This is a genomic window from Streptomyces sp. NPDC037421 (assembly GCF_055602105.1).
In genome coordinates this window covers 46,879-67,433 of sequence record NZ_JBVJWV010000029.1, presented here as the reverse complement: position 1 = coordinate 67,433, position 20,555 = coordinate 46,879, and the positions used below count along the sequence as shown (strand labels likewise).

The window sequence follows — 20,555 nt, the reverse complement described above, 5'->3', positions numbered from 1 at the left end:
GGGAGGTCAGCCGGCCAGGACGGCCTTCTCCTCCGCGAAGTGGCACGCCGACTCGTGCGCGGCCGGGCTGTCGGAGCCCACGAAGCGCGTCGGGATCGCCAGCAGCGGCTCCTCCGTGGCGCACTTCTCCTCGGCCTTCCAGCAGCGGGTGCGGAAGCGGCAGCCCGACGGCGGGTTGGCCGGGGAGGGGACGTCACCGGTGAGGATGATCCGGTCGCGGCCCTCGCGGGCCTCCGGGTCCGGCACCGGCACGGCGGAGAGCAGGGCCTGGGTGTACGGGTGGGTGGGGTGGTCGTAGATCTCGGCGTCGGTGCCGATCTCGGCCATCTTGCCCAGGTACATGACGCCCACGCGGTCCGAGATGTGCCGGACGATGGACAGGTCGTGCGCGATGAACACGTAGGAGAGGTTGAACTCGTCCTGGAGCTTGCCCATCAGGTTGACGACCTGCGCCTGCACCGACACGTCGAGCGCGGAGACCGGCTCGTCGCAGATGATGATCTCCGGGTTCAGCGCGAGGCCGCGGGCGATGCCGATGCGCTGGCGCTGCCCGCCGGAGAACTGGTGCGGGTACCGGTTGATGTACTCCGGGTTCAGGCCCACCACGTCCAGGAGCTCCTGGACCTTGCGGCGCCGGTCGCCCTTGGGAGCCACCTCGGGGTGGATCTCGTACGGCTCGCCGATGATGTCGCCGACCGTCATCCGCGGGTTCAGCGAGGTGTACGGGTCCTGGAACACCATCTGGATGTTGCGGCGGACGGCCTTCAGGGCCGCGCCGGACAGCTTGGTGATGTCCTGGCCCTTGTAGAAGACCTCGCCGGCGGTGGCCTTCTCCAGGCTCATGAGGAGCTTGGCGACGGTGGACTTGCCACAGCCGGACTCACCGACGATGCCGAGGGTCTCGCCCTGGTAGAGGTCGAAGGAGACCCCGTCCACGGCCTTGACCGCGCCGACCTGCTTCTTGAACAGGATGCCCTGGGTCAGCGGGAAGTGCTTGACCAGGTTGCGCACCTGAAGGATCGGCTCGCCCTTGGGCTTGGTGAGATCAGCCATGGATCTGCTCCTTCCAGAAGTGGCACGCGCTGCCGCGGCCCGGCAGCTCGGTGCCGTCCCGCTCGGTCACCTGGTGCAGGACCGGCACGTCGGTGCGGCAGATGTCCTGGGCCTTGGGGCAGCGCGGGTTGAAGGCGCAGCCCGTGGGGAGGTGGAGCAGGTTGGGCGGCAGGCCCTTGATCGCGTAGAGCTCCTGGCCCTTCTGGTCCAGGCGCGGGATCGAGTCGAGCAGGCCGCGGGTGTACGGGTGTGCCGGACGGCTGTAGATCTCGTGGACCGGGGCGTTCTCGACGATCCGGCCGCCGTACATGACGGCGATCTTGTCCGCGACGTCGGCGACGACGCCGAGGTCGTGGGTGATCAGGATCAGGCCCATGTTCATCTCGCGCTGGAGCTCCGCGAGCAGGTCCATGACCTGGGCCTGGACCGTCACGTCGAGGGCCGTGGTCGGCTCGTCGGCGATGATCAGGTCGGGCTCCAGGGCCATCGCCATGGCGATCATGATGCGCTGGCGCATACCGCCGGAGAACTGGTGCGGGTAGTCGCCCACGCGCGCCTTGGCGGCGGGGATCTTCACCCGGTCCATGAGCTCGACGGCCTTGGCCAGCGAGTCCTTCTTGGACATGCCGCGGTGGACGCGGAACATCTCGCCGAGCTGGGCGCCGACGGTGTGCACCGGGTTCAGCGAGGACAGGGCGTCCTGGAAGATCATGGCGATCTTCGAGCCGCGGATCTTGCGGTACTCCTCGGGCTGGAGCTTCAGCAGGTCCTGGCCCTGGAACAGGATCTCACCGGAGGGGATCTTGCCGGGCGGCATGTCGAGGATGCCCATGATGGCCTGCGCCGTCACGGACTTGCCGGAGCCGGACTCGCCGAGGACGGCGAGGGTCTCGCCGGCGTTCACCGAGTACGAGACGCCGTTGACGGCCTTGGCCACACCGTCGCGGGTGTGGAACTCGACGTGCAGGTCGCGCACTTCGAGCAGGGGGGTGCCCTCCGGCGCCGAGCGGGGCGCGGGGACGTTCGAGGTCTTGTCGATGGTGGTCAACGTTACGCCCTTCCTCAGCGCAGCTTCGGGTCGAGGGCGTCGCGTACTGCGTCGCCGACCATGATGAACGCGAGCACGGTGACGCTCAGCGCGATGGACGGGAACAGCAGCACGTGCGGTGCCTGGAGCCAGCGGGCCGAGGCGTCGCTGACCATCAGGCCCCAGGAGATCTCCGGGGGCTGGACACCGATGCCGAGGTACGACAGGGCCGCCTCGGCGGAGATGTACACACCGAGGCTGATCGCGCCGACCACGATGACCGGGGCGACGGCGTTCGGCAGGATGTGGCGGATCGTGATGCGCATCGTCCCGGCGCCCAGGGCGCGGGCGGCCACGACGTAGTCGTTGTTCTTGTTCTGCAGCACCGAGGACCGCATGATGCGGAAGATCTGCGGCCAGCCGAGGACCGCGAGGACCAGCGAGACGGTCCAGGCGTTGCCGGGCATGGCGGACATGATCAGCATGCCGCCGAGCAGCAGCGGGATGGCGAAGAAGATCTCGGTGAAGCGGGACAGGATGCTGTCCACGAAGCCGCCGACCCAGCCGGCGATCAGGCCGAGGGCGCCGCCGACGAGCAGGACGAGCGTGGTGGTGACGACGCCGACGATCACGGAGTTGCGGGCGGCCCACACGGTACGCGTGTAGACGTCGCAGCCCTGGATGTCGTAGCCGAACCAGTGGGCCGCGCTCGGGGTCTTGAGCGAGTCCTCCAGCTTGCAGGCGCCGGCGTCGAACGGGCTGCCGTCGGTGAACAGCTGCGGCACGGCGGCGACGATCAGCAGGAACACCACGAGCACTGCACCGATGATGAAGATCGGGTTGCGGCGCAGGTCGTCGATCGCGTCGGACCAGAGGCTGGCCTCGCGGTCCTTCTTCTTCTTGTCCTGGACCTTGCCGGCCTGCTTGCCCCCGGAGGTGGCCGCGGCCGTCTGGGTGTCGGTCATCGAGTCCTCCACCGTATTCGTGTCACGCATAGCGGATCCTCGGGTCGAGCACGGCGTACAGCAGGTCCACAAGGAGGTTGGCGACGAGGTAGATGAGGACCAGGAGGGTCACACCACCCACGACGACGGCACCCTGCTTGAGGTAGACGGACTGGGCGAGCAGGCCGCCGAGGCCGTGGATGTTGAAGATGCGCTCGGTGATGACCGCACCGCCCATGAGGGCACCGAGGTCGGCGCCGAGGAAGGTGACGATCGGGATCAGCGCGTTGCGCAGCGCGTGGTTCACGACGACGCGGCGGCGGGGCAGGCCCTTGGCGGTCGCGGTGCGGACGTAGTCCGCGCGCATGGTCTCCATCAGGCTGGTACGGGTGAGTCGGGCCACGTACGCGAGCGAGGTCGAGGCGAGCACCCAGGCCGGGAGGAGGTAGGCCTGGAGTCCGTCGTTCTCGTTGAAGGAGACGGAGAAGAGCTCGATGCCCCAGCTGTTCTTCAGCTGGACGCCGAGGGTCAGCTGGAGGACGAAACCGGTCACGAAGACGGGGATCGAGATGACCATCAGGGTGGAGATGAGGACCAGCTGGTCGAGGAACTTGCCGCGGCGCAGGGCGGCCATGATGCCGGCCGCGACGCCCACGATCGCCTCGATCACGAAGGCGAAGATGGCGAGGTTCACCGTGTACGGGAACGCCTCGCCGATCAGGTCGGTGACCTTGCGCCCGGTGAGGGTCTCGCCGAGGTCACCCTGGAACACGCCGGTGATGTAGTTCCAGTACTGCAGCAGGAACGGGTCGTCCAGGTGGTACTTCTCTCGCAGCATGGCGGCGACGAGCGGGTCTGCCTTCTTCTCGCCGGCGAGGAGCTGAATCGGGTCAGCGCCGGGCATCGCGAAGGTGAGCAGGTAGATCAGGAACGTGGCGCCGATCAGCACAGGGATCGCCTGTATGAGTCGGCGGATGAGGTAGCGGCCCATCAGACCTCCAGCAAAGAACAGGGGGAAAGGGCGGGCGGACGGAAACCTGATTCCGTCTGCCCGCCCCCCGGAACTCCCCTAAGTGACGAGGGGTGTTAGTTGCGCTCGACGTTGGCCAGGTCCATCTGGCCCTGGGCGTCGACCTCGACGTTCTTCACGGACTTGGAGTAGGCCGCGGAGGACATGTACGTGAACACCGGGATGTACGGAAGGTCGCGGATGATGATGTCATCGGCCTTCTGGTACAGCTTCAGACCCTCGGCGGCGTCGGTGGCCTTGTCGGCCTCCGCCATGATCTTCTCGAACTCGTCGTTGCGGTAGTGCCCGTAGTTGGAGCCCTGCTCGATCGCGACCTTCGAGAAGACCGGACGCAGGTAGTTCTCCGCCGCCGGGTAGTCCATCGACCACGCCATGCGGAAGGCGCCCTTGTACTTCGCCGCACCGAGGTCGTCCAGCATGTCACCGAACTTGGCGTAAGGCTTGGCGGTGACCTCGATGCCGAGGTTCGCCTTCAGCTGGTTGGCGACGGCCTCGATCCACTCCTTGTGGCCGCCGTCGGCGTTGTAGCCGAGCTCGATCTTGTTGCCGGGGACCCCGCCGGCCTTCTCGAAGAGCTCCTTGGCCTTGGTCGGGTTGTACTGGCCGAACTCGCCCAGCGCGCCCTTGCGGTAGCCCGGGATGATGGGGCTGATGAAGTCGTCGGCCGGCTTGCGGGTGCCGTTGAAGATGGTCTTCGTCAGCGTGTCCCGGTCGATGGCCATGGAGATGGCCTGTCGGATCTCCAGCTTGCCGAACGCCTCGGGGTTCGTCTCCAGCGGGAGGCCGATGTAGCCGACGGCCGACTCGGGCTTGTAGATGTAGCGGTCGCCGAACTCCTGGGAGACGGTGGCCATCGCCGAGATCGGGAGCTTGTCGACGATCTGGATGTTGTCGGCGCGCAGGTCGTTGTACGCCGTGTCCATGTTGTCGTAGATCTTGAAGGTGACGCCCGCGAGCTTCGCACGGCCCTCGGCCGGGTACTTGTCGAAGCGCTTGACCTTGATCTGCTTGTTGTGCTCCCAGGCGCCGTCCATCTGGAAGGGGCCGTTGCCGATCGGGTTCTCACCGAACTTCTTCGAGTCCATGGTCTCGAAGGCCTTCGGCAGCGGGAAGAAGGCGTTGTAGCCCAGCATGGTCTTGAACTGGGAGAAGGGCTCCTTCAGCGTGACGGTGAAGGTCTTCTCGTCAACGACCTTGAGGCCCTTGAGCTCCTTGGCGGCGGGCTTCTTGTCCTTGCCCGGCGCGAGCTCGTCGGAGCCCTCGATCTTGGCGAAGAACGGCATGGCCTCGGCCACGTTCTCCTGGTTGGCGCCCCAGTTCCAGGCGCGGACGAACGACTGCGCGTCGACCTTCTCACCGTTGTGGAAGGTGAAGCCGTCCTTGACCTTGATGGTCCAGGTCTTCGAGTCCGTGCTCTCGATGGACTCGGCGACGTCGAGCTTCGGCTCGTTGGTCTTGGCGTCGTACTTGACCAGACCGCTGAAGACCGCGTTCATGACCTCGGAGCCCTCGGACTCGGCGGTGTCCTGACCGATCAGGCGGTGCTGCGGCTCGCCGAGCACAACCGTGATGTTGCCGCCCTTGCCACCGGCGTCGTTGCTACCGGTGCTGCAGGCCGTCGCGGCCATGGCCACGATCACGGCACCCGCGACCCACTTGGCGCTCGTTGCTCCGCGCATGGGTATTTGCCTCCTCAGGAGTCACTGTCGATTCGTGAAGGACCCGGTTCCCGCTGACACCCCTGACAGCGAAATCCGGTCCCATCGTGTGTGCTCGTGAGTCGACGCTCCCCACAGCGTGTGACCCATTGACCCGAGCTCAATGGAGCCAATCCTCAGGGACCGCCAGGCCGTAAACCACACTTAAGTGGTCTCGTTTTCACAACATCACCGCATGGCGAAAACCCGAAATCCGGACAAACGGATAGGAGACAGACACGTGCGAAACGGACGGTTAGCTCATCATCCGGAGCGTCACGGTCGGTATGCGGACACCAGAACTCAACAATCCGTTTGACAAACGCGAACGGCCCCTCCTCGCACCGGTCCGGTGCGGGGAGGGGCCGTCGTCAGCCGTACTGCTTTCGGCCAGAGTCCGACTCGCGTACTACTTGGCGGACTTGGCGCGCGAGGCGGTGCGCGAGCGCTCCTTCTGGTCCAGGACGACCTTGCGGATGCGGACGGCCTCCGGGGTCACCTCGACGCACTCGTCGTCGCGGCAGAACTCCAGGGACTGCTCCAGGGAGAGCTTGCGGGGCGGAATCACGTTCTCCGTGTTGTCCGCGGAAGCCGCACGCATGTTGGTGAGCTTCTTCTCCTTGGTGATGTTCACGTCCATGTCGTCGGAGCGCGAGTTCTCGCCGACGATCATGCCCTCGTACACCTCGGTGCCGGGCTCGGTGAACAGGACGCCGCGCTCCTGCAGGTTGATCATCGCGAACGGCGTGACCGCGCCCGAGCGGTCGGCGACCAGGGAGCCGTTGTTGCGGGTGACCAGCTGACCGAACCACGGCTCGTGGCCCTCGTGGATCGAGTGGGCGATGCCCGTACCGCGGGTGTTGGTCAGGAACTCCGTGCGGAAGCCGATCAGGCCACGGGACGGGACGACGAACTCCATGCGGACCCAGCCGGAGCCGTGGTTCGACATGTTGTCCATGCGGCCCTTGCGGACGCCCATGAGCTGCGTGACGGCGCCCATGTGCTCCTCGGGCACGTCGATGGTCATGCGCTCGACCGGCTCGTGCGTCTTGCCGTCGATCTCCTGCGTGACGACCTGCGGCTTGCCGATGGTCAGCTCGAAGCCCTCGCGGCGCATCTGCTCGACCAGGATGGCCAGCGCCAGCTCACCACGGCCCTGCACCTCCCAGGCGTCCGGGCGGTCGGTGTCCAGGACGCGCAGCGAGACGTTACCGATCAGCTCGCGGTCCAGGCGGTCCTTGACCTGGCGGGCGGTGACCTTGCGGTCCTTGACCGCGGACTTGGCGTCCGCGCCCTTGCCCGTGCCGCCGCGGCCGACCATCGGGGAGGTGTTCGTGCCGATGGTCATGGAGATCGCCGGCTCGTCGACCGAGATCAGCGGCAGCGCGACCGGGTTCTCCGGGTCGGCCAGGGTCTCGCCGATCATGATGTCGGGGATACCGGCGACGGCGCAGATGTCACCGGGGCCGGCGACCTCGGCGGGCTTGCGGGTGAGCGCCTCGGTCATCATCAGCTCGGTGATGCGGACGTTGGAGATCGTGCCGTCCCGCTTGATCCACGCGACGGTCTGGCCCTTGCGCAGCTCGCCCTGCTCGACGCGGAGCAGCGCGATGCGGCCGAGGAAGTTGTCGGCGTCCAGGTTGGTGACGTGGGCCTGGAGCGGGGCCTCCTCGTCGTACACCGGGGCCGGGACGTGCTCCAGGATGGCCGAGAAGAACGGCTCCAGGCTGTCGCTGTCCGCGGGGACCGTGCCGTCCTCCGGCTTGGTCAGCGAGGCGATGCCGTCACGGCCGCAGGCGTAGACGATCGGGAACTCGATCTGGTCCTCGTCGGCGTCCAGGTCGAGGAAGAGGTCGTACGTCTCGTTGACGACCTCGTCGATCCGGGAGTCCGGGCGGTCCGTCTTGTTGATGCAGAGGATGACGGGCTTGCGCTGCTGGAGGGCCTTGCGGAGCACGAAGCGGGTCTGGGGCAGCGGACCCTCGGAGGCGTCCACCAGGAGGACGACGGCGTCAACCATCGACAGACCGCGCTCGACCTCGCCACCGAAGTCGGCGTGGCCGGGGGTGTCGATGATGTTGATCGTGATCGGGGCCCCGCCGTCCTTGGGGTGGTACTTCACCGCCGTGTTCTTGGCGAGGATCGTGATGCCCTTCTCACGCTCCAGGTCGTTCGAGTCCATCATGCGGTCGTCGAGCTGCTGGTGGGCGGCGAAGGCACCGGCCTGCTTGAGCATGGCATCGACGATGGTCGTCTTGCCATGGTCGACGTGGGCGACGATGGCGACGTTACGGATGTCGTGGCGCGTGGGCACTTCGGCGCTTCTCCCGGGATCGTGGATGGCGTCGCGTACGGCCTGGCACGCGAGCCTCTGCCGGGCGGAAACCTGCCACGGCCTTACCCCATCGTACGTCGAGTGGCGGGAACCGCCTGCCGGGGGGTCTGTCAAGAGGCCGGACGGCTGAGGAACGCCGGGATTCGGGTGGGGGGTCCCGGCGGGGGTCGCGGCCTGTGTTCATGCGGGTCAATGGGCTGGTCAATGGGTTCGGGCACGACCTTGCCCGCCGGGGATCCGGCGGGCAAGGGACTTGAGTCACTTCTGAGCTTGCTACCCGGGGGTCAACCAGACAGGCCCCGTTTTTTCACCCGATGTCCGCGGCTACTTCTTCTTGCCGTCCTTGGTGTCCTTGGCGGCCGGCGGCTTCTTCCAGCCGATGTCCTGGTAGCGGGGCGCCCCGAGGCCGAAGGCGCCGGCGTTGGCCAGGCCCGGCTTCACGGCGACCAGCTCGGGGCGCTGGTAGAGCGGGATGGAGCCGGCCGCCGCCCAGATCCGGGCGTCCGCCTTGCGCATCAGCTCGCGGGCCTGCGCCTCGTCCAGCTCGCCGGCCGCCTGGTCGAAGAGCTGGTCGATGTGGTCGGTGCCGACCCGGGTGTAGTTCTGTTCGACGAGGAGCGAGCCGTCGGCGGCCGGCTCCGGCTTGGCGAAGATGGGGCGGGCGTCGGTGGCCGGGAAGGCCGTCGCGGGCCACGAGTACAGGGCCAGGTCGTACTGGCCCGAGGCGATGTGGTCCTTGAAGAAGCTCTCGTCGGCGACCTTCTTGATCTCCGTGCTGATGCCGATCTTCTGGAGCATCTGCGAGATCCGCTCGCCGACCGAGCGCAGTGCCTCCGAGCCGGGCCCGGCGGGCAGGACGAAGCGCAGGCTGAGGGGCTTGCCGTCCTTGGCGAGCATCGCGCCGGAGGTGCGGGCCTGCTTGGCGGGGACGGGGGCCGGGCTGGCGGCCGCGGGCTCCTTGGCGTCCTCGCCCTCCGCGGGAGCCTTGGCGTCCTCGCCCTCCGCCGGGGCCTTGGCGTCCTCGCCCTCGGCCGGGTCCTTGGCCTTCGCCAGGGCCTCCGCCTGGGCCAGCAGTACGTGCTCCTGCTGCGCGGCGAGCGAGGCCGGGGCCAGGGCCGGCGAGGGCCCGTCGGGGTGGCCGAAGGCGGCCAGGCCGTCTGCCGGGCCCTCGCCGAAGCCGCGCGCGGGCGCCTCCGGGAGGACGCGCAGCCCCGCGGCGGGGGCGCCGGGCAGGCCCGGGCGGGTCCGGCGGATGCCCAGGTCGGAGGCGGCCGAGCGCAGGTCGCCGTTGCGGCCGTCGTCGTCGCCCACGACGTAGAGGCCGTCGTTGCCGGTGCCGTCGCCCGGTCCGGGCTTGGCGCCCGCCGGGGTCTTGGAGTCGTCCTGCGAGCTCTCGGCGCTCTCGGCCCCCGCCTTCGCCCCGGCCGGCTCGTTCAGCTTGCCGCCCTTGCGCCAGCCCGCGTCCGCGAGCAGGGCCTGTGCCGCCTGGGTGTCCTGGCCTCCGAGGGCGTCGCTGTTGTCGGCGTACGCCTGCTGCCCGGCCAGCGCCAGGTGGCTGCCGACCGGCTTCGCGGGCAGCCCCAGGGGCTTGAGGACGATCTGGGCCAGCGTCTTGCGGTCCAGGGCGCGGGCCACCGCCCGGCGGACCCGCTCGTCCGAGAGCGGGCCGGAGGCCCCGTTCATCGCCAGCTGCGTGTAGGCGGGCTCCAGCGACTTGCGGACCGTGAAGCCGCGCAGCGCCGACTGCTCCTCCGCGTACTTCTTGACGGCGTCGGCGTTCTTCTGGCGGGTCTCCTGCTCCTCCTTCGCCCTGGCCTCGTCGGCGCCGTGGGCCAGCGCCCAGGAGAGGGTGGCCTGGGCGGGGGTGAGGGAGGCGCCCGGGCCGTGCGTGCCGTCCACCCGGCCGGCGTCCCGGTGGGCGAGGGCGATGCGGTCGGCGCCCGAGCGGTCGATCTCGGCCAGGTCGACCTTCCCGGCGGCCAGCGCCGCCGGGCGGCCCGCCCTGGGCACCGCCGCCAGCACGAGCGTGTCCAGCTTCGCGGGCCGGCCCCACCAGCGCGGGTTGCGGGTCAGCGCCGCGGTGCCGGTCTTCTTGTCGATGGCCCCGAGGCCGAAGGGCCCGGCGGTGACCTTGAGGGCGCCGCGGGCGCCCTCGTTGAAGGCCTCGGGGGTGCCCATGACCTGCTTGGGGTAGAGCGGGCTGAACAGGGAGCGCCAGTCGGCGTACGGCCTGACGAAGGTGACCTTGACCTCCAGGTCGGTCTTGCCGCGCTCGATCTTCTCGATCCGGTCGTAGCCGGCGTTGCGGGCGGTCCAGTACGCCGAGTCCTTGCCGTTCAGGGCCCGCCACTGGGCGACGAAGTCGGCGGCGCCGATCTCGCGCCCGTCGCTCCACACCGCCTGCTGGTTCAGCTTGTACAGGACGACCTGCTTGGGCTCGCGCTCGACGATCTCGGCCTTCTCCAGGTAGTCCGGATTGGCCACCGGCCGGCCCTTGGCGTCCAGGGTGAACAACTGGGGCAGGACCGCGCCGGCGATCCGGTTGGTGGTGGCGTCCGCGTCGGCCTGGAAGGTGTTCAGGGTCTCCGGCAGGGAGTCCACGGCCCAGCGCAGCACACCGCCGTCGGCGACCTGCTCCCGGACGGTCGTCGCGATGTCCGGTCCCGCGGCGGCCGGGCCGCCCTCGTCCTCACCCGCCCCGCAGCCCGCGAGGAGCGGCAGTGCGAGGACTCCCGAGGTGAGGAGCGCCAAGGACCTGCGCCTTCTCTGGGTCATGGGTGGTACCTCCGGGGCGGGGCGCGAGGGCCGTGAAAACAGGGTCTTGATCACGTTCGGCGGTATATGGAGCTGATCACACCGGTGTGGAAACCCACTGAAATCGACCACCGCCCGCGTCCTCCGCAGCGGCCCCTCGCCACGCCGCGAACCCCACCCGTGCGGACCAATCCGGCTTGCGCCCCCGGACGCGCCCCCCGCCCCCGGCCTCCGCCGCGCTCCGCGCCCAGGCGCGCGTTCCCTCGTTCGAGGGATGAAAATGGGGGCAGGGAGGGGCGCACGGTTTGCGCCTGCGCGCCCGGAATCGCTGCACGTCCCTTCACAACCGGGGACGTGAGGCGCGACACTCGCAGGCGCCCGTGAGCGTTGCCACCGCACCCTGCGGAAGTGAGGGCAAGTCATGTCCCTGCAAGACGATCTGACCGCCGTACGGCGCAGTCTCGACGAGCTGGTCCGCTCGGTGGAGCAGCTGGAGAAGGACGTCGCCCGGCAGGCCCCGGCCGCCGGCTCCAGGCCGCCGGAGAAATCCAGGATGGTGACCATCCCGGACACGCCGTACGACAACACGCTGTGGACGGACACCGACGACGAGGGCCTCGGCGCCCGCGACCGCCGCGCCCCCTAGAGCCCGCCGCCCGTCCGCGCGCAGCACCCCCATCTGGCCCGGCCGCTCCGGCGGCCGGGCCTCCTGGGCCACCCCTCGACCACTCCACCCGGAGTTCCCTTTGGCCACAGGCACGGAACCACCCCAGCAGCGGCCCGGCGGGGTCCACGGCCCCTCGCGGGCCGCGATCGCGGCCCGGCACCTTCGCACCGACCGGTGGTGGCTGTCGCCCGCCGGCACCGCGGCCGGGCTGCTCGCCTTCATCGCGTACTCGACCTGGCGGGCCTTCGCCAACGACCACTACTACGCGGCCCCGTACGTCTCCCCCTTCTACTCCCCCTGCCTGGCGGAGAACTGCCAGACCATGCGCGGCGGCCCCAACCTCGACCTGTTCGGCAGCTGGTGGGGCCTGTCCCCCGCCCTGCTGATCCTGGTCTTCCCGCTCGGCTTCCGGCTGACCTGCTACTACTACCGCAAGGCCTACTACCGGGGCTTCTGGGCCTCGCCGCCCGCCTGCGCCGTCGCCGAGCCGCACGCCTCGTACACGGGTGAGACCCGCTTCCCGCTGATCCTGCAGAACCTGCACCGGTACTTCTTCTACGCGGCGGTCCCGGTCGCGGGCATCCTCACGTACGACACCGTGCTGACCTTCCGCGACGAGCACTACGCCTGGGGCCACATGGGGCTGGGCACGCTGGTATTCCTGGCCAACATCGTGCTGATCTGGGCCTACACGCTGTCCTGCCACTCCTGCCGGCACATCATGGGCGGCCGCCTCAAGCACTTCTCCCGGCACCCGGTGCGCTACCGCCTGTGGGGCTGGGTCAGCCGGCTCAACGCCCGCCACATGCAGCTCGCGTGGGCTTCCCTGATCAGCGTGGCCCTGTGCGACTTCTACGTGTACCTGCTGGCCAGCGGCACCATCACCGACCCGAGGATCTTCTGAGATGGCTCAAGTGGAACGGCAGCAGTGGGACGTGGTCGTGGTCGGCGCGGGCGGTGCCGGGCTGCGGGCCGCGATCGAGGCCCGCGAGCGCGGCGCCCGTACGGCGGTGATCTGCAAGTCCCTCTTCGGCAAGGCCCACACGGTGATGGCGGAGGGCGGGATCGCCGCCTCCATGGGCAACGTCAACGAGGGCGACAACTGGCAGGTCCACTTCCGCGACACCATGCGCGGCGGCAAGTTCCTCAACCAGTGGCGGATGGCCGAACTGCACGCCAAGGAGGCCCCGGACCGGGTCTGGGAGCTGGAGACCTGGGGCGCCCTCTTCGACCGCACGCCCGACGGGCGGATCTCCCAGCGCAACTTCGGCGGGCACGAGTACCCGCGCCTCGCGCACGTCGGCGACCGGACGGGCCTGGAGCTGATCCGCACCCTCCAGCAGAAGATCGTCCAGCTCCAGCAGGAGGACTTCAAGGAGTACGGGGACCACGAGGCCCGGCTCAAGGTCTTCCAGGAGTGCACGGTCACCAGGGTCCTGAAGGACGGGGAGAAGGTCTCGGGCGCCTTCTGCTACGAGCGCGAGACCGGCCGCTTCTTCGTCCTGGAGGCCCCGGCGGTGGTGCTGGCCACGGGCGGGATCGGCAAGTCCTTCAAGACCACCTCCAACTCCTGGGAGTACACCGGCGACGGTCACGCGCTGGCCCTGCTCGCCGGCGCCCCGCTGCTGAACATGGAGTTCGTCCAGTTCCACCCCACCGGCATGGTCTGGCCGCCCTCGGTGAAGGGGATCCTCGTCACCGAATCCGTGCGCGGCGACGGCGGGGTGCTGCGCAACTCCGAGGGCGAGCGGTTCATGTTCGGCTACGTCCCGGACGTCTTCAAGGAGAAGTACGCCGAGTCGGAGGAGGAGGGCGACCGCTGGTACGAGGACCCGGACCACAACCGGCGCCCGCCCGAGCTGCTGCCCCGCGACGAGGTGGCCCGCGCCATCAACGCGGAGGTGAAGGCCGGCCGCGGCTCCCCGCACGGCGGGGTCTTCCTCGACGTGTCCACCCGGATGCCGGCCGAGAAGATCAAACGCCGGCTGCCCTCCATGTACCACCAGTTCAAGGAGCTGGCGGACGTGGACATCACCGCCGAGCCCATGGAGGTCGGCCCGACCTGCCACTACGTGATGGGCGGGATCGCGGTCGACTCCGACACCGCCGCCACCGTCGGCGTACCGGGCCTGTTCGCCGCCGGCGAGGTCGCGGGCGGCATGCACGGCTCGAACCGGCTCGGCGGCAATTCCCTCTCCGACCTGCTGGTCTTCGGCCGGCGGGCCGGGCTGCACGCGGCGGAGCACGCGGCCGGGTACGCGGCGGTGCCGGGACAGCGCCCCGCGGTCTCGCAGCAGCAGATCGACGGAGCGGCCGCCGAGGCGCTCGCCCCGTTCCACGCCGACGAGGGCGCGGAGAACCCGTACACCCTCCACCAGGAGCTCCAGACCGCGATGAACGACCTGGTCGGCATCATCCGCCGCGAGGGCGAGATGGCCGAGGCCCTGGAGCGGCTGGCGGCCCTGCGCGTACGGGCGGCCCGCGCCGGGGTCGAGGGGCACCGGCAGTTCAACCCGGGCTGGCACCTGGCGCTGGACCTGCGCAACATGCTGCTGGTCAGCGAGTGCGTGGCCCGCGCCGCACTGGAGCGCACCGAGAGCCGGGGCGGGCACACCCGCGAGGACTGCCCGGCGATGGAACGGCAGTGGCGGCCGGTCAACCTGCTGTGCCGCCCCGTGGATCCGGCCCCCGCCGATCCCGCCGCGGCGCGGATCGCGCTGGAGCGGGTCCGTACCGAGCCGATCCGCCCCGACCTGCTCGCGCTCTTCGAGAAGGAAGAGCTGGCCAAGTACCTCGCCGAAGAGGAGCTGTACGGGTGACCACATACGACGCACGCTTCCGGGTCTGGCGGGGCGACGCGGAGGGCGGCGAGCTGCGGGACTTCACCGTCGAGGTGCACGACGGCGAGGTGGTCCTGGACATCGTGCACCGGCTCCAGGCGACCCAGGCGTCCGACCTCGCGGTCCGCTGGAACTGCAAGGCGGGCAAGTGCGGCTCGTGCAGCGCGGAGATCAACGGCCGGCCGCGGCTGATGTGCATGACGCGGATGTCCGTCTTCGGGCGGGACGAGACCGTCACGATCACCCCGCTGCGCGCCTTCCCGGTGATCCGCGACCTGGTCACGGACGTGTCCTTCAACTACGCCAAGGCCCGCGAGGTCCCGGCCTTCGTGCCCCCGCCGGGGGTCGCGGCGGGCGACTACCGGATGCAGCAGGTGGACGTGGAACGCTCGCAGGAGTTCCGCAAGTGCATCGAGTGCTTCCTGTGCCAGGACACCTGCCACGTGGTGCGCGACCACGAGGAGAACAAGACCGCCTTCGCCGGCCCCCGCTTCCTGATGCGGGTCGCCGAGCTGGACATGCACCCGCTGGACGCGGCCGCGGACTCCGGCCTGGACCGCAAGCGCACCGCCCAGGAGGAACACGGGCTGGGCTACTGCAACATCACCAAGTGCTGCACGGAGGTCTGCCCCGAGGGCATCAAGATCACCGACAACGCCCTGATCCCGCTGAAGGAGCGGGCCGTGGACCGCAAGTACGACCCCCTGGTGTGGCTGGGGAACAAGATCCGGCGCCGTTCGGCTTCCGACCCCCGTTAGTTCACTCGGCGGTGGACAATGCCCCCTGGATGACCGTCGGACGACGTGATCTCAGGGGGCTTCGCGGTGCGGGTGGGGGAAGTACTGGCGGACCGGTACCGGCTGGACCAGCGGCTCGGCGCCGGCGGCATGGGCGAGGTGTGGCGCGGCCACGACCAGGCCCTGCACCGGGCCGTGGCGGTCAAGGTGCTGCTGGACGCGGCGACCAACGACGAACTGATCGCCCGGTTCCGGCGGGAGGCCACCATCGGGGCGCGCCTCCAGCACCCGGGCATCACCGTCGTGCACGACGTGGGGCAGCACGAGGGGCGGCTGTTCATCGTGATGGAGCTGCTCTCCGGGGAGGACCTGGGGGCGCGGCTGGCCCGTTCCCCCGGCGGACTGCCGGTGGCCGAGGCGGTCGGGCTGGCCGCGCAGACGGCGGATGCCCTGGCCGCCGCGCACGAACAGGCCGTGGTCCACCGGGACCTGAAGCCCCAGAACCTCTTCCTGCTGCCCGGCGGCCGCCTCAAGATCTGCGACTTCGGCATAGCCCACTCCGCCGACGCCACGGCCGGCTGGACGGTGACCGGGCGGATGTTCGGCACCCCGCCGTACATGGCGCCCGAGCAGTGGCGCGGCGAGCACGTGGACGCCCGCTGCGACCTGTACGCGCTGGGGTGCGTGCTGTACGCCCTGCTGAGCGGGGAGCCGCCCTTCGGGTCGGCGGAGCCGATGTACGTCCTGATGCGCCGCCACGTGGAGGACGCGCCGGCGCCGCTGGAGGTACCGGGGATGTCCGGGGAGCTCGGCCGGCTGGTGCTGGCCCTGCTGGCGAAGGACCCGCGGGACCGGCCGGTTTCGGCGCAGTGGGTGGCGGGGGCACTGCGGGGGCTGGACGGCGGGGTTCCGGAGGAGGGCTCCGGCGGGGTGCGGGGTGCGGGTGCGGGTGCGGGTGCGGATCCCGTCGCGGACGACGCGCCGCGGGAGCCGCGGCCGCGGGCCGAGCCGGGGCCGAGGGCCGAGCCGGAGGCGGGTGTCGTTCCCGCCCCGGTACGGGAGTTCGTACGGGAACTGCTGCTGGAGGCCGAGGAGACGCTGACCTCCCTGCCGCCCGGAGCCGGGGAGGCGCGCACCGAGGGGCTCGCCCTGGCGGCGGAGGCCGCGGCGCGCTTCGACGCGGGCCTCGCGGGCCGGCTGCTGGCGGACGCCGAGCTCTGGGCCTGGACCGACGGGGACGGCGACGGCGCCCGGGTGGCCGCTCTGCTGACCGGGCTGGCCCGGCGGATCTCGCGGGACGCCCCCGCCCGCACCGAACGGGTGCTGACCGACGCGCAGCAGGCCCTCTTCACGGTGCCCGACCCGAAGCGGACGGCCCGGCTGCGCAAGGTCGCGGAGGAACTCGCGGCGGTCGCCCCCGAACGCGGGGTCCGGCTGGCCCGGCGCTACCTCGCCGGCAGCTCGGCGGAGGAGGCCGTACTGGCGCGGGCCGTACTGGCGAGCGCCCCGGCCGACCTCCCCCGGGCCGAGGGGTACCTGTCCCTGATCCAGAGCCCGGTGGTCCGGGCGGCCACCGAGTCCAAGGCCGTCACCGCCGTCGCCCGGCAGGACCTGGCCGCCGCGCTCCGGCTGGCCGCGCGGATCCCGGGCGGCGGGGCCCGGGTTCGGGCGCTGTGCCGGGTGGCGGGCGAACGGTCCGCCGTCGGGGACCGGGCGGGCGCGGCCGAGGCACTGGCCCTGGCGGAACAGGCGCTGGCCGACACCGGGGACGAGGAGCAGGACGCGGCCCGCGCCGCCCTGGACGCCGCCCGGGACCTGAGCGCGCAGGGCCACCGGTCCGTGCTGGATCCGGCCGTCGCCCGGGAGCGGGCGGCCGCGGCGCGGGGGCTCGGCGAACCCGCCGAGCGGGGCCGGGAGCTGGCCTGGATCGCCCGGGACTGCACGGCGGGAGCGCCCTGGCTGGCGTCCGCCGCGGCGGACCCCGGCACGCCGCCCCCGCGCGGGGTGACGCTGCGCCCCGACGCGGCCGGATCCCGGCCGTCGGCGGGCTGGCACACCGGGGACCGGCCGGACGCGCTGTACGCCGCCGGGGAGCGGGTGGTGTGGACGGCGGGGGCCGAGGTGGGCTGCGTGGGCGCCGCGACGGGGGCCGGGCGCTGGACGGCCTACGCCGACGAGGGGGTGCGGGCCCGGCCGCTGCCGGAGCCGGAGCGGGTGTGGTGCGCGGCCGACGCGGACACCGTGTGCGTGGTCGTGGGGTCGGGCGGCGGGTCGCGCGGGCGGCTGGTGGTCCGGGATCCGGCGGACGGGCGGGTGCGGTGGTGGCGGGAACTGGCGGAGCCGGCGTCGCTGACCCCGGCGCCGGGGCTGGTGCTGCACGCGGCGGAGGGCGAGCTGACCGCCCTGGACAAGGCCGCCGGGGAACCGGTGTGGCGGCATCCGCTGCCGGGCGGGGCGGCGTTGACCGTCGCGGGCGAGTGCCTGGTCCTCGGGGACGGCGGCCGGCTGCGGGCGCTGCACCTGCCGAGCGGGACCCCGCTGTGGTCGTGGCCGCGCGGCTACGACGCCGCCGCGCGGCCCGCCCCCGACCACCTGCCGGGCGGGCCGGTGCACGTGCTGGACGGCGGTGTCCTGCGCGGCCTGGACCGGCGCAAGGGCTACGAGCTGTGGCGCTTCGAGCCGGGGGCGCCGGCGGCGGGGCTGCTCGTCGAGGACGGGGTGGTGTACGTGGCCGCGTACCGCTCGGAGCAGGGCTGGGACGTGGTGTTCGCCCTCGACGCGGAGAGCGGCGCGGTGCGGTGGCAGCGGCCGGTGACGCGTCGGGAGGGCACGGCGTGCGTGCTGGAGCTGCTGGGGGTGCGGCGCGGGGTGCTGTACGTGAGGTCCTCCCACGGCGGGCGGCGGGGGCTGCTGGGGCGCACGGCCCTGCCGTTCGTGACGGGCCTGGACGTCACCACGGGCAAACCGCGCGGCCACTGGGACCACCCGGCCGACGGCCCGTCCCCGCTGGTCGCGTCCGACGCCCTGGTCCTCCCCCACCCGTCCCTGACGGGCGTGCCGCTGCTTTCCTCCTGACGCGGGCTTCGGACCGGTGGGTCGGCTGCGGGTGGGGGGCCGCTGCGCGGAGCGGAGTCCCCTGCCCGCCCTTCCACCCTTCCTCCCCCGGCTACCGCTGGGAGGTGCCCCCGTCGCGGTCCGGGGCGGAGCCCCGGGATCCTGGAGCCGCGCCGGCGGTTGAGGCGGGAACGGAGGAAGGGCGGGCAGGGGACGGCACCGCGCAGCGGCGACCACCCGCGGACGGGCCACCGGACGGGCGCGGCCGGACTTCCAGGTGCGGGGGCGCACAGGGGCCCATAGCCTCCCAGATGTGTATCCGCTGAGAGGCACCGCCGCCCTCCGGGCCCTGCTCATCGCCGCCGTGCTGCTCGCCCTCGGCGGGCCGCCGGCGCCGGCCCGCGCCGAGGATCCCGTCACGCTCTCGCGGCAGGGGCAGGTCACCGACCGCGTCGGCGCCCTCGGCGACCGGGGGCCCGCCGTGGCCGCCGCCCTCGACCGGCTCTACGCCGACCGGAAGGTCCAGCTCTTCGTGGCGTACGTCCGCGACTTCTCCGGCCGTGCCGCGCAGAGCTGGGCCGACGCCACCGCCCAGAAGAACGGCCTCGGCCAGGACGACGTCCTGCTCGCGGTGGCCACCGGCGACCGGCAGTACGCCTATTCGGCCGATGTGGACTCCGGTTTCACCGAGGCGCAGCTCGCGGACGTCGCCCGTACCGCCATCGAGCCCGCCCTGCGCCAGAACGACTGGGCGGGTGCCGCCATCGGCGCGGCGAACGGCTACGACGCCGTGCTCGGCGGAAAGCCGGTGCCCGTGCCCGCCGTCACCCCCGGCACCGCCGACCCCGGCGGCGCGCCGGAAGGGGCGAGCGGAGCCGGGGACTTCGTGCTGCCGGTGGTCGCCGTCGGCGCGGCCGGGGCGCTCGGGGCGTACGCGTACCGGCGCCGCAGGAAGCGCGACGGGACGGGCCGGGGCACCACCACCGCCCACGCCGGCTGGGACGGGGCGCGGGCCGAGCCCACCCCGCTGCCCGAGCTCGACGCCAGGGCGAAGGCCCTGCTCGTGGAGACCGACGACGCCGTCCGCACCAGCACCGAGGAGCTCGGCTTCGCCACCGCGCAGTTCGGCGATGACGCGGTCGGCACCTTCACCGCGGCGGTGGCGCACGCCAAGGACGAGCTGACGCACGCGTTCCGGCTGCGCCAGCAGCTGGACGACGCCTACCCGGAGGACGACGCGGCCCGGCGGCGGATGCTGGAGGAGATCGTGGCCCGCTGCGCGGAGGCGAACCGCAGGCTCGACGCCGAGTCGGCGGACTTCGACCGGCTGCGGGACCTGGAGAAGAACGCCTCGCAGGCCCTGGCCACGGTGGAGGCGCACTTCCGTGCGCTGACCGGCCGGACGACGACCGCCCGGGCGACCCTCACCGCGCTGGCGGGCCGCTACGCGGACTCCGCGGCCGCGCCGGTGGCCTCCAACCCGGAGCAGGCCGAGGACCGGCTGCTCTTCGCGACGACCAGCCTCGGTGAGGCGCGGGCCGCCCTCGGTGCCGGGGACAACGGCCGGGCCGCCGTGCACGTACGGGCCGCCGAGGGGGCGGTGGACCAGGCGGCGACCCTGGTGGACGCTGTCGAGCGGCGGGCGCAGGAGCTGGCGGAGGCGGCCGGGAAGCTGCCGGGCGCGCTCACCGAGACGGAGACGGACCTCGCCGACGCGCGCGGCCTGCTCACCGGTACCCAGGCGGGCTCCGCCACGGGCGACCTGCGGGGCCGGATCGGCCGGGCCGAGTCCGTACTGGCCGACGTGCGGCGGGAGCTGGCGGCCGGCCGGTACGACCCGATCGACGCGCTGCGCCGGGTCGAGGAGGCGGACGCGGCCCTGGACGAGGCCCTGGCGGGGGCGCGGGAGCAGGAGTCGGGGCGGCGGCGGGCGGCGGCGCTGCTGGACCAGGCCCGGCTGTCGGCCCGCAGCGCGATCGGCGCGGCGACGGACTACGTGACCACCAGCCGGGGCGCGGTCGGCAGCCAGGCCCGGACCCGGCTGGCGGAGGCACAGCGGCACCTGGAGCGGTCGGCGTCGCTGGCCGGCCAGGATCCGGCGGGCGCGCTGGCGGAGGCGCAGCAGGCGGACTCGCTGGCCCGGCAGGCGCAGCAGCTGGCGGAGGAGGACGTACGGGCGTACCGGAACCCGTACGCGGGCCGGCGCGCCGGCGGCGGCCGGGGCGGTGCCGTACTCGGCGGGATCATCCTCGGCGAGATCCTCCGGGGCGGCGGGGGCCGGGGCGGCTTCGGCGGCGGAGGCGGCTTCGGCGGAGGCGGCTTCGGCGGGGGCGGGTTCGGCGGCGGGCCCGGCTCCTACGGGGGCGGCGGCACCCGCGGCCGCATGGGCGGCGGCGGCCGCTTCTGAACGACGAGGC

13 protein-coding genes are annotated in these 20,555 nt (G+C 71.8%); 6 read left to right on the top strand and 7 right to left on the bottom strand.

The window, feature by feature from the left end:
• Positions 1 to 6: 6 nt before the first annotated feature.
• The 7 genes from ACZ7IF_RS30725 to ACZ7IF_RS30695 all read right to left on the bottom strand — a co-directional run bounded on the left by ACZ7IF_RS30725 (position 7) and on the right by ACZ7IF_RS30695 (position 10,861).
• Complete coding sequence (locus ACZ7IF_RS30725; RefSeq protein ID WP_470978018.1) at positions 7 to 1,053, bottom strand: ABC transporter ATP-binding protein; 1,047 nt, start codon at positions 1,051 to 1,053, stop codon at positions 7 to 9.
• On the bottom strand, positions 1,046 to 2,101 hold the full coding sequence (locus tag ACZ7IF_RS30720; RefSeq protein WP_470978017.1) for an ABC transporter ATP-binding protein: 1,056 nt from the start codon (positions 2,099 to 2,101) through the stop codon (positions 1,046 to 1,048). The genes ACZ7IF_RS30725 and ACZ7IF_RS30720 overlap by 8 nt, the downstream gene beginning before the upstream one ends.
• A 14-nt stretch (positions 2,102 to 2,115) precedes the next feature.
• The gene (locus ACZ7IF_RS30715) at positions 2,116 to 3,075 is read right to left on the bottom strand and encodes an ABC transporter permease (protein ID WP_405978767.1); all 960 of its coding nucleotides are present in this window, start codon (positions 3,073 to 3,075) and stop codon (positions 2,116 to 2,118) included.
• Complete coding sequence (locus ACZ7IF_RS30710) at positions 3,068 to 4,015, bottom strand: ABC transporter permease (RefSeq protein ID WP_405978768.1); 948 nt, start codon at positions 4,013 to 4,015, stop codon at positions 3,068 to 3,070. Before ACZ7IF_RS30710 ends, ACZ7IF_RS30715 begins: the two co-directional genes overlap by 8 nt.
• Positions 4,016 to 4,110: 95 nt before the next feature.
• Positions 4,111 to 5,733 (bottom strand): peptide ABC transporter substrate-binding protein, encoded by a 1,623-nt coding sequence (locus ACZ7IF_RS30705; RefSeq protein ID WP_470978015.1) that lies wholly within the window; start codon positions 5,731 to 5,733, stop codon positions 4,111 to 4,113.
• A gap of 427 nt (positions 5,734 to 6,160) precedes the next feature.
• Entirely contained in the window at positions 6,161 to 8,065 is a 1,905-nt protein-coding gene (typA, locus tag ACZ7IF_RS30700; protein WP_470978013.1) for a translational GTPase TypA, read from the bottom strand.
• A 345-nt stretch (positions 8,066 to 8,410) separates the two neighbouring features.
• On the bottom strand, positions 8,411 to 10,861 hold the full coding sequence (locus ACZ7IF_RS30695) for an ABC transporter family substrate-binding protein (protein ID WP_470978012.1): 2,451 nt from the start codon (positions 10,859 to 10,861) through the stop codon (positions 8,411 to 8,413).
• Positions 10,862 to 11,261: 400 nt separating this feature from the next.
• Between ACZ7IF_RS30695 and ACZ7IF_RS30690 the strand changes: the two genes are divergently transcribed.
• The 6 genes from ACZ7IF_RS30690 to ACZ7IF_RS30665 all read left to right on the top strand — a co-directional run bounded on the left by ACZ7IF_RS30690 (position 11,262) and on the right by ACZ7IF_RS30665 (position 20,545).
• The gene (locus ACZ7IF_RS30690; RefSeq protein WP_470978010.1) at positions 11,262 to 11,486 is read left to right on the top strand and encodes a hypothetical protein; all 225 of its coding nucleotides are present in this window, start codon (positions 11,262 to 11,264) and stop codon (positions 11,484 to 11,486) included.
• Between the two features lie 100 nt (positions 11,487 to 11,586).
• On the top strand, positions 11,587 to 12,411 hold the full coding sequence (locus tag ACZ7IF_RS30685) for a hypothetical protein (protein WP_470978008.1): 825 nt from the start codon (positions 11,587 to 11,589) through the stop codon (positions 12,409 to 12,411).
• A gap of 1 nt (position 12,412) precedes the next feature.
• On the top strand, positions 12,413 to 14,326 hold the full coding sequence (locus ACZ7IF_RS30680; RefSeq protein ID WP_470978005.1) for a fumarate reductase/succinate dehydrogenase flavoprotein subunit: 1,914 nt from the start codon (positions 12,413 to 12,415) through the stop codon (positions 14,324 to 14,326).
• Positions 14,323 to 15,105 carry a succinate dehydrogenase/fumarate reductase iron-sulfur subunit gene (locus tag ACZ7IF_RS30675; RefSeq protein ID WP_470978002.1) on the top strand — a complete coding sequence of 261 codons (783 nt, stop codon included), beginning with the start codon at positions 14,323 to 14,325 and terminating at the stop codon, positions 15,103 to 15,105. The genes ACZ7IF_RS30680 and ACZ7IF_RS30675 overlap by 4 nt, the downstream gene beginning before the upstream one ends.
• Before the next feature lie 45 nt (positions 15,106 to 15,150).
• On the top strand, positions 15,151 to 18,159 hold the full coding sequence (locus tag ACZ7IF_RS30670; RefSeq protein ID WP_470977999.1) for a protein kinase domain-containing protein: 3,009 nt from the start codon (positions 15,151 to 15,153) through the stop codon (positions 18,157 to 18,159).
• Between the two features lie 292 nt (positions 18,160 to 18,451).
• Positions 18,452 to 20,545 carry a TPM domain-containing protein gene (locus ACZ7IF_RS30665; RefSeq protein WP_470977996.1) on the top strand — a complete coding sequence of 698 codons (2,094 nt, stop codon included), beginning with the start codon at positions 18,452 to 18,454 and terminating at the stop codon, positions 20,543 to 20,545.
• Positions 20,546 to 20,555 lie beyond the last annotated feature (10 nt).